The 12,588-nt window shown below is 70.3% G+C and carries 17 protein-coding genes; 10 read left to right on the top strand and 7 right to left on the bottom strand.

From position 1 onward, the window contains the following. Positions 1-3: 3 nt before the first annotated feature. Positions 4-678 carry a PepSY domain-containing protein gene (locus tag IG02_RS0119170; protein ID WP_030749244.1) on the bottom strand — a complete coding sequence of 225 codons (675 nt, stop codon included), beginning with the start codon at positions 676-678 and terminating at the stop codon, positions 4-6. A gap of 125 nt (positions 679-803) precedes the next feature. Between IG02_RS0119170 and IG02_RS0119175 the strand changes: the two genes are divergently transcribed. After that, positions 804-1,466: a response regulator transcription factor gene (locus IG02_RS0119175; protein ID WP_030749247.1), complete on the top strand. Its 663-nt coding sequence runs from the start codon at positions 804-806 to the stop codon at positions 1,464-1,466. Positions 1,467-1,474: 8 nt separating this feature from the next. Further along, a complete protein-coding gene (locus IG02_RS0119180) occupies positions 1,475-2,956 on the top strand; it encodes a sensor histidine kinase (RefSeq protein ID WP_030749250.1) in 1,482 nt (493 codons plus the stop codon). Between the two features lie 44 nt (positions 2,957-3,000). On the opposite strand, the gene IG02_RS0119185 is transcribed toward IG02_RS0119180, so the two are convergent. From IG02_RS0119185 to IG02_RS0119200, 4 genes are all read right to left on the bottom strand, one after another. Then, on the bottom strand, positions 3,001-3,477 hold the full coding sequence (locus IG02_RS0119185) for a MarR family winged helix-turn-helix transcriptional regulator (RefSeq protein ID WP_030749262.1): 477 nt from the start codon (positions 3,475-3,477) through the stop codon (positions 3,001-3,003). 114 nt (positions 3,478-3,591) lie between these two features. Continuing rightward, positions 3,592-4,380: an AIM24 family protein gene (locus tag IG02_RS0119190; protein ID WP_030749265.1), complete on the bottom strand. Its 789-nt coding sequence runs from the start codon at positions 4,378-4,380 to the stop codon at positions 3,592-3,594. Beyond that, positions 4,377-5,027, bottom strand: coding sequence for an AIM24 family protein (locus IG02_RS0119195; protein ID WP_030749268.1), 651 nt, complete (start codon positions 5,025-5,027; stop codon positions 4,377-4,379). Before IG02_RS0119195 ends, IG02_RS0119190 begins: the two co-directional genes overlap by 4 nt. Next, positions 5,027-5,620, bottom strand: a complete 594-nt coding sequence (locus IG02_RS0119200; protein ID WP_234314825.1) for an AIM24 family protein — start codon at positions 5,618-5,620, stop codon at positions 5,027-5,029. The genes IG02_RS0119195 and IG02_RS0119200 overlap by 1 nt, the downstream gene beginning before the upstream one ends. A 318-nt stretch (positions 5,621-5,938) precedes the next feature. Between IG02_RS0119200 and IG02_RS0119205 the strand changes: the two genes are divergently transcribed. The 5 genes from IG02_RS0119205 to IG02_RS0119225 all read left to right on the top strand — a co-directional run bounded on the left by IG02_RS0119205 (position 5,939) and on the right by IG02_RS0119225 (position 9,580). After that, positions 5,939-6,283: a DUF3817 domain-containing protein gene (locus tag IG02_RS0119205; protein WP_030749274.1), complete on the top strand. Its 345-nt coding sequence runs from the start codon at positions 5,939-5,941 to the stop codon at positions 6,281-6,283. Continuing rightward, positions 6,280-6,573 carry an MTH1187 family thiamine-binding protein gene (locus IG02_RS0119210; RefSeq protein ID WP_030749277.1) on the top strand — a complete coding sequence of 98 codons (294 nt, stop codon included), beginning with the start codon at positions 6,280-6,282 and terminating at the stop codon, positions 6,571-6,573. The genes IG02_RS0119205 and IG02_RS0119210 overlap by 4 nt, the downstream gene beginning before the upstream one ends. Positions 6,574-6,738: 165 nt before the next feature. Continuing rightward, positions 6,739-7,251, top strand: a complete 513-nt coding sequence (locus tag IG02_RS0119215) for a MarR family winged helix-turn-helix transcriptional regulator (RefSeq protein ID WP_030749280.1) — start codon at positions 6,739-6,741, stop codon at positions 7,249-7,251. Between the two features lie 208 nt (positions 7,252-7,459). After that, entirely contained in the window at positions 7,460-7,792 is a 333-nt protein-coding gene (locus IG02_RS0119220) for a DUF3817 domain-containing protein (protein WP_030749284.1), read from the top strand. 87 nt (positions 7,793-7,879) lie between these two features. After that, positions 7,880-9,580: an acyl-CoA mutase large subunit family protein gene (locus IG02_RS0119225; RefSeq protein WP_030749287.1), complete on the top strand. Its 1,701-nt coding sequence runs from the start codon at positions 7,880-7,882 to the stop codon at positions 9,578-9,580. A 178-nt stretch (positions 9,581-9,758) separates the two neighbouring features. Here IG02_RS0119225 and IG02_RS39510 read toward each other — a convergent pair whose 3' ends face one another. Continuing rightward, on the bottom strand, positions 9,759-9,917 hold the full coding sequence (locus IG02_RS39510; RefSeq protein WP_030749290.1) for an Arc family DNA-binding protein: 159 nt from the start codon (positions 9,915-9,917) through the stop codon (positions 9,759-9,761). Here IG02_RS39510 and IG02_RS0119240 point away from each other — a divergent pair. After that, a complete protein-coding gene (locus tag IG02_RS0119240) occupies positions 9,909-11,168 on the top strand; it encodes an RNA-guided endonuclease InsQ/TnpB family protein (RefSeq protein ID WP_420707770.1) in 1,260 nt (419 codons plus the stop codon). The two genes, IG02_RS39510 and IG02_RS0119240, sit on opposite strands and share 9 nt — an antisense overlap. A gap of 18 nt (positions 11,169-11,186) precedes the next feature. Here the strand turns inward: IG02_RS0119240 and IG02_RS43925 are convergent, their stop codons facing one another. Continuing rightward, positions 11,187-11,279, bottom strand: coding sequence for a hypothetical protein (locus IG02_RS43925; protein WP_107055637.1), 93 nt, complete (start codon positions 11,277-11,279; stop codon positions 11,187-11,189). Between the two features lie 424 nt (positions 11,280-11,703). On the opposite strand from IG02_RS43925, the gene IG02_RS0119250 reads away from it, so the two are divergent. Both IG02_RS0119250 and IG02_RS0119255 read left to right on the top strand, forming a co-directional pair. Next, positions 11,704-12,225, top strand: coding sequence for a DUF6232 family protein (locus tag IG02_RS0119250; RefSeq protein ID WP_030749294.1), 522 nt, complete (start codon positions 11,704-11,706; stop codon positions 12,223-12,225). Further along, positions 12,222-12,572 (top strand): hypothetical protein, encoded by a 351-nt coding sequence (locus IG02_RS0119255; RefSeq protein ID WP_030749296.1) that lies wholly within the window; start codon positions 12,222-12,224, stop codon positions 12,570-12,572. The genes IG02_RS0119250 and IG02_RS0119255 overlap by 4 nt, the downstream gene beginning before the upstream one ends. Positions 12,573-12,588: the final 16 nt, after the last annotated feature.

The following is a 12,588-nucleotide window of genomic DNA, read 5'->3' on the forward strand; positions in this document are numbered from 1 at the left end:
CGCTCAGTCGTCGTCACCGTCGTCGTCGCGGTCCGCGCTCACCTTCGCCGTCCTGGCGTCCACGTGCAGCTCGTGCGACCGGCCGTCCTTGCCGCGTACGTCGACCTCCCACCGGTTCCCGCCGTCGTCGTCCAGTTCCGCGGACGTCACCGTCCCGGGTACGGAGCCCAGGGCCGCGGACGCCGCTTCCCGGGCGGTCACCGTGGCGGACCGCAGGGCGGCGCGGTCGTCGTCATCGGAGTCGTCGCCGCCGTCGTCGTCGGAGTGTGTGCGGACGGAGCCGGTGGTGGCGTTCACGTCCAGTTCGTACCAGCGGTTGTCCTTGCCGAGGAGGTCGACCTCCCAGCGGCCGTTCCCGGCATCGTCGTCGTCCAGGTCGACGGACGTCACGGCACCCGGGTGCTGCCGGAGCGCCGCGGCGGCGGCGTCGCTCGCGGTGAGCTTCGTACCGCGCTCTCCGGGCGTGCTCCGGTCCCGGGAGTCGTCCCCGGAGTCGTCGGACGGGTCGTCGGACGGGGTCGCGGACGCGGTCTGCGTGGGTGTCGCCGTCAGGGTCGCCACCGGCGGCGCCGCCACGCCGTTCCCCGCCGAGCCCCGGTCCATCGAGACCGCGGTGTACGTGCCGCCGCCGATCAGCGCCGCCGAAGTGACGGCCGCGATGACGAGGTTGCGCTTCATGTGGGGTCCTCCCGAGTCGGTCGAGCCTCTTCCTTGCCAACGCCCTCACTGTGGCCGCCGGGAGCTGAAGCCGGCCTGAAGCCACCTGAAGAGACTTTCAGGTTCCGTTTGGGAGGGTGGGGGACATGCGCCTGTTGATCGTGGAGGACGAGAAGCGGCTCGCGGTGTCGCTCGCCAAGGGGCTGACGGCCGAGGGCTTCGCCGTGGACGTCGTCCACGACGGCCTGGAGGGGCTGCACCGGGCGGGGGAGGGCGTCTACGACCTGGTCGTTCTCGACATCATGCTCCCCGGCATGAACGGCTACCGGGTCTGCGCGGCGTTGCGCGCCGCCGGCAACGAGGTGCCGATCCTGATGCTCACCGCCAAGGACGGCGAGTACGACGAGGCGGAAGGGCTCGACACCGGGGCGGACGACTACCTGACCAAGCCGTTCTCGTACGTCGTGCTCGTCGCGCGCGTCAAGGCGCTGCTGCGCCGCCGTGGTTCCGCCGGTGCCTCGCCCGTGCTGCGGGTGGGCGGGCTCAGCGTGGACACGGCGGCCCGCCGGGTCTTCCGGGACGGCACCGAAGTGGCCCTGACCACGAAGGAGTTCGCGGTGCTGGAGCAACTGGCGGTGCGCGCGGGCGAGGTGGTCGGGAAGCTGGAGATCATGGAGCACGTCTGGGACTTCGCGTACGACGGCGACCCCAACATCATCGAGGTCTACGTCTCCACCCTGCGGCGCAAGCTCGGCGCCGGGCTCATCCAGACCGTGCGGGGCGCGGGCTACCGGCTGGTGGCGTCGTGAGGCGGTGGCTGTCGTCCGTACGGGCGAAGGCGGCGCTCGGCGCGACGGCCGTGGTGGCGGTGGCGCTGGTGGCCGCCGGGACCGCCGTCCTGCTGTCGCTGCGCGCGAACCTCACCGACCAGGCGGACCGGCAGGCCGACTCCGTCGCGCGTGAGGTGGCGCTGGACATCGCCGCCGGGGTCCGGGGCCCGGCCGCGTATGCCGGTCTGGACCTGCCGGACGAGGAGGACCACCCGGTGCAGGTGGCCGACGAGGACGGGCGGCTCCTCGCGGCCAGCGAGAAGCTGGAGCGCATCAGCGGTACGGGAGTGAGTGCCGTCACTCCGGGGCGGCCGGGTGCCGTGCGGGGCGGAGAAGACCGCGAGGACGACGACGGGGAGGATGACAAAGGGGGTGACGGGGACGACGATGAACCCGGTGTCGGGGAGATCGGGGACGTCCTCGGGCACACGACCGGTACCGCGACGGTGGACGGTGCGGCAGGGGACTACCGCTTCGCCGCCCTGGAGGTGACCGACCGCTCGGGCCGTACGGTCGTCGTCCACGCCGGCGCGTCGCTGACGGCCCGGGACGACGCGGTCGGCACGGCCGCCGTCGCGATGCTGACCGGCCTGCCCGTGCTGCTGGTGGTGGTCGGCGGGGTGACCTGGCTGGTGACCCGGCGCGCGCTGCGGCCGGTGGAGGGGATCCGGAGCGAGATGGCGGCGATCACCGCCTCGGCCGACCTGTCCCGGCGGGTGCCGGAGCCCGCGACGCACGACGAGGTGGCCCGGCTGGCCCGTACGACCAATGAGACGCTCGCCGCGCTGGAGGCCGCCGTCGAGCGCCAGCGCCGGTTCGTCGCGGACGCCTCGCACGAACTGCGCAGCCCCATCGCCTCCCTGCGCACCCAGCTCGAGGTCGGCGACGCGCATCCGGAGCTGCTGGACGTCCCGGGCGCGGTCGCGGACACCGTACGGCTCCAGCGGCTGGCCGCCGATCTGCTGCTGCTGGCCCGGCTGGACGCGGGGGAGACCCCCGGGGCCGGCCGGCTGGATCTCGCGGCGCTGGTCCGCGAGGAGGTCTCCCAGCGGGCCACGGACCGGGTGCCCGTGGCATCGGAGCTGCCGGACCCGGCGGACGCGGCAGCCGAAGTCGCCGGCTCACGCGGGCAGTTGGCGCGTGTGCTGGGCAATCTGCTGGACAACGCCCAGCGCCATGCCCACGCGTCGGTACGGGTGTCCGTGACGCGTGGGGCGGACGGCCGGGTGGTGCTGGGCGTCGCGGACGACGGCTCCGGGGTGCCGGAGGCGGAACGGGAGCGGATCTTCGCGCGGTTCGTGCGACTGGACGACGCCCGCAGCCGGGACGACGGCGGCGCCGGCCTGGGCCTGGCCATCGCCCGCGACGTGGCCGAACGGCACGGCGGCACGCTGACGGTGGGCACGTCCCCGGCCGGCGGCGCCCTGTTCGAACTGCGCCTGCCGCCGGCGGGCGCGGCCACGGGCTGATCCGCTCCACGACACCAGGCCGGGTGTGACCCGGCCGGGGTGTCTCAGCCCTTGCCGCGCCGCCCGCGCAGGTGCTCCGCCACCGGGGTCAGCGAGGCCCGCAGGTCCGCCAGCGCCTGCGGAGTGAGGAGGCTGATGAAGTGCTTGCGCACCGACTCGACATGGTGCGGTGCCACCTTCTGCATCGTCTCCATCCCCTGGTCCGTGAGCACCGCGTACAGCCCGCGCCGGTCGGACTCGCAGTTCTCCCGGCGCACCAGGCCCGCCGTTTCCATCCGCGTGATCTGGTGGGAGAGACGGCTCTTGGACTGGAGCGTGGTGGCCGCCAGGTCGCTCATCCGCATGCGCCGCTCCGCGGACTCGGAGAGGTTCACCAGGATCTCGTAGTCGTTCATGGTCAGCCCGAACGGCTGGAGGTCCTTCTCCAGTTGATGCGTCAACAGCTTGTTGACATCCAGGTGGGTGCGCCAGGCGCACTGCTCCGCGTCGCTCAGCCAGCGCGTGGCCGTCTCGGTCTCCATGTATGGATTCTACCTAAGATGTTGAATTCTGGACGAAGTAGGGGTGTGAAGCCCGCCGCACCCGGCCGCTCGCGCGGGCGCAAGCGTTCGACGTCACACTCCGCAGGGTACCGCTCACAGACCGAAGCGACGCTGGAGGTCCCCGAACTGACCGGGCATCCGGGGCAGCGACCCCTGCTGGCCCGGCCCCGCGCCCCCCGGTGCCGATCCGCCGCCGGGCACCCCCGGCTCCGGTGTCACCGCTCCTGTCGGCTGCTCGGCCATGAGCATCTCCGTGGACTGCAACAGCACCGTCCCGGCCCCCACGAACTCGAACTGATGCTCCTCGCCCGAGGTGCCCCCGAGACCCGTCAGCGAACGGACGCCGCCCAGTACGCCGGTCATATAGCCGTGATCGTAGTGGTGGCAGGGTGACGGGCAGTCCGCCCAGCCCACCAGCGCCTGAGGATCCACCCGGATCGGTGGTTCCATGAACACCACGGGCCCGTTGGACGCCGCCACGAACTTCCCGGTACCGATCAAGGTCAGGAAGCCCGGCACGATCGACTGCTTGAGCGCCAGGGAAGGCTGGTACGCGAGCAGGTTCCCCGAGCGGATCGTCAGATTTCCGTCCTGAAGGTCGTAGGAGTTGACGTCGAAGGCCCGGTCGGCGAGCAGCATCTTGCCGCTGCCCTCCGCCACCACCCAGTCCGCCGCGTGCAGCGGCGAGTGGAAGCTGGTGCGCAGCAGCCGCTCGAACCGGCCGTGGCCTATCCCGTCGAACTCGATCTGCCCGTAATAGGCGATCATCTTCCCCTTCTGGAGGAACCACTGGCTCCCCGCCAGCTCCACGCAGAAGGTGTACGGGTTGACGTTGTCGTCGCTCGGCAGCGTCAACGGGTCATGAATGACGGGCGTGCTCAAAGCTTCTCCTCCGACGCCTGGACGTACACCGCACCGCTGCCGCTCAGCTCCAGCTGGAACGCCTCGCCCGAGCCCCGGCCCACCATGTCGCGCCAGCCCAGCGCCGTGGAGAGCTTGTTGCGCACGTCACCGTGGTGGGCGACATACGCCTGCGGGTCCACATGGACCGCCCGCCCCGGGGTGACCGGCAGTTCGATCACCCCGCCGTGCGCCATCACCGCGACCGAGCCGTGGCCCGTCAGCGTCGTGGTGAACAGGCCCTGGCCGGTGGCCTGGCCCCGCACCATCCCCATCACCCCGCCCTGCGAGCCCATGAACATCGTCCCCTGCCGGAGCGTCCCGTCGAAGGCGAGCAGCCGGTCCGCCTCCACGTACAGGGTGTCCCCGGAGAGGTTGACGACCTGGATGTGGTGGCCGCCGTGGCCGAACATCACCGTGCCGCTGCCCTCCACGGTCATCAGCGGCGTCGCCTCGTTCGCCACGCGCCGGCCGATCATCGACATCAGCCCGCCCCGGCCGCCCTGGATGTTCGGCGTGAAGGTGACGTCGCCCCGGTAGGCGAGCATCGCTCCCCGCTGGCTGAACATCTTCTGGCCGGGCGCCACCGTCGCCTCGACCATCTTCGAGTTGATCTCCCGGAACGGCATCAGACATCGCCCCCGATCGTGTTCCGCTCGCTCGGCTGTACGTAGACGAGCCCATCACCCTCGAACCGGATCTGGAACGCCTCGCCCGAGCCCTCGCCCATGAGCGTGCGGAAGTTCACCCCCGCCTGGAAGTGCTGCCGCACCTGGCCCTGGTGCGCGATGTAGGCGCCGGGGTCCACGTGCAGCGGGTACTGGGGCGACACGCGCAGCACCACCGCCGGGCCGTCCGACATGAGGGCGGCCTGGCCGGTGCCCTCGACCGTGGTCGTGAACAGGCCGTTCCCGCTCGCCCCGCCGCGCAGGCCGGTGAAGCTCGTGCCCGTCCGCAGACCCGCGTCCGCGCAGAGCAGATTGCTCGCCTCGACCCAGAGCTTGTCGCCGTGCAGCGAGACCAGGTTGATCTCGCTCGCGCGGTCGGCGAAATAGCAGGTGCCCTCCCCCTTCACCTCCATGACCTCCATCTGTTCGCCCGTGAGGCGGCGGGTCACCATCCCGCGCAGGCCCTCACCGCCGCCGGACATCTTCTTGAAGGTCATCCGGCCGTCGTACGCGACCATCGAGCCGTTCTTCGCCTTGACGGCGTCGCCGGACATGTCGACGGCGAGCACCTTGCTGCCTTGCAGTCGGAACTGAGCCACGGATCGAAGGTAACCGGCACCACTGACAGCGAACAGGGCCGGGCGCGCGTACCGGCCGTACCGGGCCGCGTTCCGCGTTCCGCCGGTTCGTCCCGGCCGTCCCGGCCGTCGTGCCCGGGGTGCCCGGGGCGTCGTGCCCGGGGTGCTCGGGCGTCCGTCCGGCGAATCGAGGACCCCGGATCACGGTCCGGCAAAGTCCGGCTGTCACAATGGGGCAACGCTTGTGCGCGCATTCACAAGATCGCGTCCCCCCGATGACGAAGGTGTTGCCTCGTGGACATCAAGACCGCCTCCTCCCTCCACCGCCTCCGCCTGGTCTCCGCGCCGGAGGCCGTCTCGTTCCTGCTGCTCCTCGTCTGCTCGGTGCTCAAGCGCACGACGGACTTCAACGCGGTTCCGGTGATGGGTGCGATCCACGGCGTGCTCTTCATCCTCTACGTGGTCTTCTGGCTGGACGCCTGGAACCGCACGAAGTGGTCCTTCGGCACCGCCGCGCTCTACTTCGTCCTCTCCGTCCTGCCGGCCGGCGGTTTCTTCGCCGAGCGCAAGCTCAAGCGCGAGGCCGAGGCCGAGATCATCGCGGCCCGCGCCCGTCGTGAGGGGACGGTCAACGCGTGATCGTCGCCTTCTCCGTGACTCCCCTCGGTGTGGGGGAGGACGTCGGCGAGTACGTCGCCGACGCCGTCCGCGTGGTCCGCGAGTCCGGGCTGCCGAACCGTACCGACGCCATGTTCACCTCCGTCGAAGGTGACTGGGACGAGGTGATGGACGTGGTCAAGCGGGCCGTCGCCGCCGTGGAGGCCCGGGCGCCGCGCGTCTCGCTCGTCCTCAAGGCCGATGTCCGGCCGGGTGTGACGGACGGCCTCACCTCGAAGGTCGAGACGGTGGAGCGGCATCTGTCGGCCTGACCGTCACACGTCCGTCCCCGACCCCGTGCCGTGTCCCGGCGCGGGGTCGGGGACTGCCTGATTGCCCGGCGGCCCGACTGCCTGGGAACCGGGTGCCGGCCGCGAGCCGGACCGGAGTGCGAGACGGTGCTGACCCCGATGTGACCAGTGGGTAAGGTCGATGCCGTGTCCAAGCCGCTCAGCCTTCCCTTCGACCCCATCGCCCGCGCCGACGAACTCTGGACGCGGCGCTGGGGGTCCACACCGTCCATGGGCGCGATCACCTCGATCATGCGCGCGCACCAGATCCTGCTCGCCGAGGTCGACGCGGTGGTCAAACCGTACGGGCTGACCTTCGCGCGGTACGAGGCGCTCGTGCTGCTCACCTTCTCCAAGGAGGGCGAGCTGCCGATGTCCAAGATCGGTGAGCGGCTGATGGTCCACCCCACGTCCGTCACCAACACCGTCGACCGGCTCGTCACCTCCGGTCTGGTCGACAAGCGGCCCAACCCCAACGACGGCCGGGGCATCCTCGCCTCCATCACGGCCAAGGGCCGTGAAGTGGTGGAGGCGGCCACCGAGGACCTGATGAAGATGGACTTCGGGCTCGGCGTGTACGACACGGACCAGTGCGCGGAGATCTTCTCGATGCTGCGGCCCCTGCGGGTGGCGGCCCAGGACTTCGAGGACGCGGACTGAGGGAGCGCGGACCGACCGGGACCTGGACCTGGACCAGGACCCGGGGCCTGGAGGGGACCCTGGACCGGTCGGCGGACGGGGTGCCGGTCCCGGGTGGCTCGGGGCGCTTTTCTCCGCGTCGCCGTGCCGTCAACCGCACCCGCCCGACCGGCCGACGGCACGCTCCCCGGCGTCCTGCCGCGAATTCCGGACGGTTACGCTCGTAGCCATGAAACAAACCGTGCTGTCCCGTTATCGGGTGATGGCCTACGTCACCGCCGTCTGGCTGCTCGTCTTCACCGTGGCGATCATCCTGAAGTACGGGTTCGACACCGGCGACACGATGCTGATCTCCCAGATCCACGGGGTGCTCTTCATCATCTACGTGATCTTCGCCTTCGATCTGGGCTCCAAGGCGAAGTGGCCGTTCGGGAAGCTGCTCTGGGTGCTGGCCGCCGGCTGTATCCCGGCCGCCTCGTTCTTCGTCGAACCGAAGATCACCCGGGAGACGCGCGCGCTGATCGCGGACGCCGACGCCGACCCGGAGACCGCCAAGGCCTGACGGCCGTCCCCCTCCGCCCGCACAGTCGTGCGGGCGGTCTGCTGTCCGCTGTCGACAGATAGTAGGACGTCCAAGTAAATTTGGCGCATGGACGCTGACGCCATCGAAGAGGGGCGCCGTCGCTGGCAGGCGCGGTACGACAAGGCCCGCAAGCGCGACGCGGATTTCACCACACTTTCGGGTGATTCCGTCGAGCCCGTCTACGGGCCCCGGCCCGGTGACACGTACGAGGGATTCGAGCGCATCGGCTGGCCCGGTGAGTACCCCTTCACCCGGGGCCTCCACCCGACCGGCTACCGCGGCCGCTCCTGGACCATCCGGCAGTTCGCGGGCTTCGGCAACGCCCGGCAGACGAACGAGCGCTACAAGATGATCCTCGCCGCGGGCGGTGGCGGCCTGTCCGTCGCGTTCGACATGCCGACGCTGATGGGCCGGGACTCCGACGATCCGCGCTCGCTCGGCGAGGTCGGCCACTGCGGTGTCGCCATCGACTCGGCGGCCGACATGGAGATCCTCTTCGGGGACATCCCGCTCGGTGACGTCACGACCTCCATGACGATCAGCGGTCCCGCGGTCCCCGTCTTCTGCATGTACCTGGTCGCGGCGGAGCGCCAGGGGGTCGACCCGGCCGTCCTCAACGGCACGCTCCAGACCGACATCTTCAAGGAGTACATCGCGCAGAAGGAGTGGCTCTTCCAGCCCGAGCCGCATCTGCGCCTGATCGGCGACCTGATGGAGCACTGCGCGCGCGAGATCCCCGCATACAAGCCGCTCTCCGTCTCCGGCTACCACATCCGCGAGGCCGGCTCGACGGCCGCGCAGGAGCTGGCGTACACGCTGGCGGACGGCTTCGGCTACGTGGAGCTCGGGCTCAGCCGCGGCCTGGACGTGGACACCTTCGCGCCCGGCCTGTCCTTCTTCTTCGACGCCCACCTCGATTTCTTCGAGGAGATCGCGAAGTTCCGCGCCGCGCGCCGGATCTGGGCGCGCTGGATGAAGGAGGTGTACGGGGCGCGCACGGACAAGGCGCAGTGGCTGCGTTTCCACACCCAGACCGCCGGCGTCTCGCTCACCGCGCAGCAGCCGTACAACAACGTCGTGCGGACGGCGGTCGAGGCGCTGGCCGCGGTCCTCGGCGGGACGAACTCCCTGCACACCAACGCGCTGGACGAGACGCTCGCCCTGCCGAGCGAGCGGGCCGCCGAGATCGCGCTCCGCACCCAGCAGGTGCTCATGGAGGAGACCGGCGTGGCCAATGTGGCGGACCCGCTCGGCGGCTCCTGGTACGTGGAGCAGCTGACGGACCGGATCGAGGCGGACGCAGAGAAGATCTTCGAGCGGATCAAGGAGCGCGGCCTGCGGGCCCACCCCGACGGCAGGCACCCGATCGGCCCAGTCACCTCCGGCATCCTGCGCGGGATCGAGGATGGCTGGTTCACCGGTGAGATCGCCGAGTCGGCCTTCCGGTACCAGCGCTCACTGGAGAAGGGCGACAAGCGGGTCGTCGGCGTCAACGTCCACCAGGGCTCGGTCACCGGCGACCTGGAGATCCTCCGGGTCAGCCACGAGGTCGAGCGCGAGCAGGTGGGCGTCCTGGCGGCCCGCAGGGGCGCGCGGGACGACGCCCGGGTGCGGGCGGGACTCGCCGCCATGCTGAAGGCGGCCCGGGACGGCTCGAACATGATCGGGCCGATGCTGGAGGCCGTACGGGCGGAGGCGACCCTGGGCGAGATCTGCGGCGCGCTGCGCGACGAGTGGGGAACGTACACGGAACCGCCCGGGTTCTAGCCGGAGCAGATCCCCGCTTCCCGGTCAGCCGATGTGCGCCTTGACGTCGGCGTCGGCGTCGAGGAGCTTGTCGTACTGGGACTCGTCGGAGGGTTCGATCTTGCGGAACCGCGCGTCATACGGGTCCTCGTTCACCTGACACCTCCGAGGATGCCCCGGCCTTCAGGCCGGATCGCCTTCAGGGCGATTGGTCTTCTGCCGAGGCGTTGCCGCGCCCGGCCTCGAGCCGGTGCAGGATTTCGGAGTTGAGGGACCTGCGGGCGGACTTGGCCTCAGAGACCAGCCACTCGTGCAGGTCGGCGGGCAGTCTGAGTGTGATGCGCACTTCATGATCCATGCCTCAACTGTAGTGGTAGAATGGTGGCATGACGACACCGCAGATGCCGGAAGGTGTACCGGGCACGCCCGGTACACCTTCCGGCTCCGCGTGTCGTCGACCGCCCGCACGGGCCTCCTCGCGGAGTGGGCGCGCTGCCGGTGGGTGTGGAACGAGTGCGTGGCCATGTCCCGCAAGGTCCACGCCGCGAACCGCGACGTGGCTGAGAAGGCGACGTGCGGTCCGGCGCAGCTCGACAAGATGCTGACCGATGCCCGCAACGCCATGGCCTGGCTGCGTGAAGGCGCCTCGGTTCCGCAGCAGCAGACCATCCGGGACTTCGCCACGTCCCGGGCCAAGGCGCTCAAGGACATCAAGGCGAAGCTGCCGGTCGGGCAGCGCGCCGGAATGCCCCGCATCAAGCGGAAACGGGACGCGCTGCCCACGCTGAACTACACGCGGCGCGGATTCCGGCTGAAGGACGGACGCCTGCGCCTGGCGGGCGGCATCGTCCTGACCGTGGTGTGGTCGCGCGAACTGCCTGCCGCTCCCTCCTCGGTGCGCGTCCACCGCGACTCCGTGGGGCACTGGTACGCGTCGTTCGTCGTCGCCACCGAAGCCCAGCCTCTCCCGGCCACCGGCCGTATGCTCGGCGTGGACTGGGGCGTCAAGGAGACCGCCACCACCACATCCGACGCCCACGACCTCCCGCACGCCGAGCACGGCAAGCGCGCGGCGCGGCGACTCGCCCACTACCAGCGGATGACGGCCCGCCGCCGCCCCGCGCGCGGGCAAGCCGCCTCGAAGGGCTACCGGGAGGCCCAGGCGCAGACGGCGAAGCTGCACAAGAAGGTGGCCCGGCAACGCCAGGACACCGCCCGCAAGTGGGCCAAGCGCGTCGTGACCGACCACGACGCCATCGCCGTTGAGGACTTCCGGCCGAAGTTCCTGACGAAGACGACCATGGCCCGTAAAGCCGCTGACGCGGCGATCGGCGCCACCAAGACGGCCCTGATCGAGATGGGCCGCAAGCACGGACGCGATGTGCGTCTCGTGCATCCCGCGCACACCACCATGGACTGCGCGTCGTGCGGAGCGAGAACCAAGCACGCACTACCTCTTTCAGAGCGTATCTACACCTGCACCGCGTGCGGAGCCGACTCGCCCCGGGACAAGAACTCCGCGCACGTGATGCTGGTCCGGGCTGGTCTCAACCCGGCTGGTGCCGAGGGCGCAAGACCTCCGGGGGCGCTGCTCCCGGAGGCAGCCTGAGCCAGGAATCCCCTCCCTTCAGGGAGGGGAGGATGTCAAAAGGTTCGGGTCATCGACGAGCGCCTGGTTCACCGCGAGAACCTTGCCGTCGACCGGAGGATGGACATCCACGACGCGTGCTGTGCCATCGACGGTGGCACAGCCACCTCGCGGGCGGACACGTCGGCGCCGGCACCGACCGGAAGATCCACGAGCTGGACGTCACCGAGCGGCTCCTGGCCGTGCGTCCGGTCAGCGCGCACCGAAGTTGCTTGCGCCGAGTCCCTTGTGCTTGACGACGAACCCCAGCCAACCCGTGCGGGAGCCAGGCAAATTGGCCGTATCTCGTCTGCCGTCCCACGACCCCACACAGGCTTAATGAGGCTCCCGCGCCGCGCATTGCGCGCCGCGCGGATGGTTGTGACGGCAGTACGGGGGGCTCATGGATCACACAGGCGGCATTGGCGTACCTCCTCCCGTACCTCCTCCCGGGCCTCCGTCACAGCTTCCGCCCCGGCCCCCCGAGCCGCCGCAGCCGCCTCCTCGGATACCGCCGATGCCGCCGCCTCCCCGCAGGGGAAAGCCGCTGGAACTCCGGGTCCAGCGGCAGATCCTGTGGGTGGGGTCGGCGGCGGTTCCGTTGCGCAATGTCAGCTGGGTCGAAGCGTTCAGGCTGAAGCCCGCCTGGGGCAAGGCCGGCGCCTACTTCCTGCTGTTGGTGGTCTTCGCCTCCGTGGTCTCCGCCCAGCTCGACTTCACGGACGGGGGCGGCGGGGGCGGCGGGGGCGGCGGCTATGCCGCGGGCGTCCTGACCCTGTTCATCCTGGTCTTTGTCTGCATCGTCCTGCTCTGGTCGAGGAAGCCGGTGCTGGTCGTCGAGATGAACAGCGGTTCCAGGGTGGTCCTGACCCTGCCGACCATGGACGAACTGCGGGTGATCGCCGGGCAGATCGTGTACGCGATCGACCACCCGGAATACGAGTTCTCCGCCGTCCTCGAGCAGCACAACACCACGAACAACTTCGGTTCCGTCGTCAACATGAACGGCGGCAGAGGAAACACGGGGATCACACTATGAGCGACATATCGCACTACTACAGCGACGTCGTCAACGTGAACAACGGCGAAAAGGTCATCGGCATCAACCACGGCACCGTCGTCCACAACGACGGCACCGCTCAGGACGCCGAGCTCCAAGCCGCCGTGACGGACCTCAGGGGCCTCCTCAAGGATTTGCGCCCGGAGCTCACCCCGGAACAGGCCCAGACCGTGGAGAACGCGCTGCCCGCGCTCACCCCCGACCGGGCCGCCCTGCGGGAGCGCGGCATGACCCTGGCGTCCGTCTCGCAGATCGCGGCGACCGTGGGCGAGGTGGGCAGGCCCGTCATGGATGCGCTGGGGCGACTGCTCGCGCTGCTGGGCTGACGGGCCTGCCCGGGCG

Source organism: Streptomyces sp. NRRL F-5135, assembly GCF_000719775.1.
Classification (GTDB): Bacteria; Actinomycetota; Actinomycetes; order Streptomycetales; family Streptomycetaceae; genus Streptomyces; species Streptomyces hebeiensis.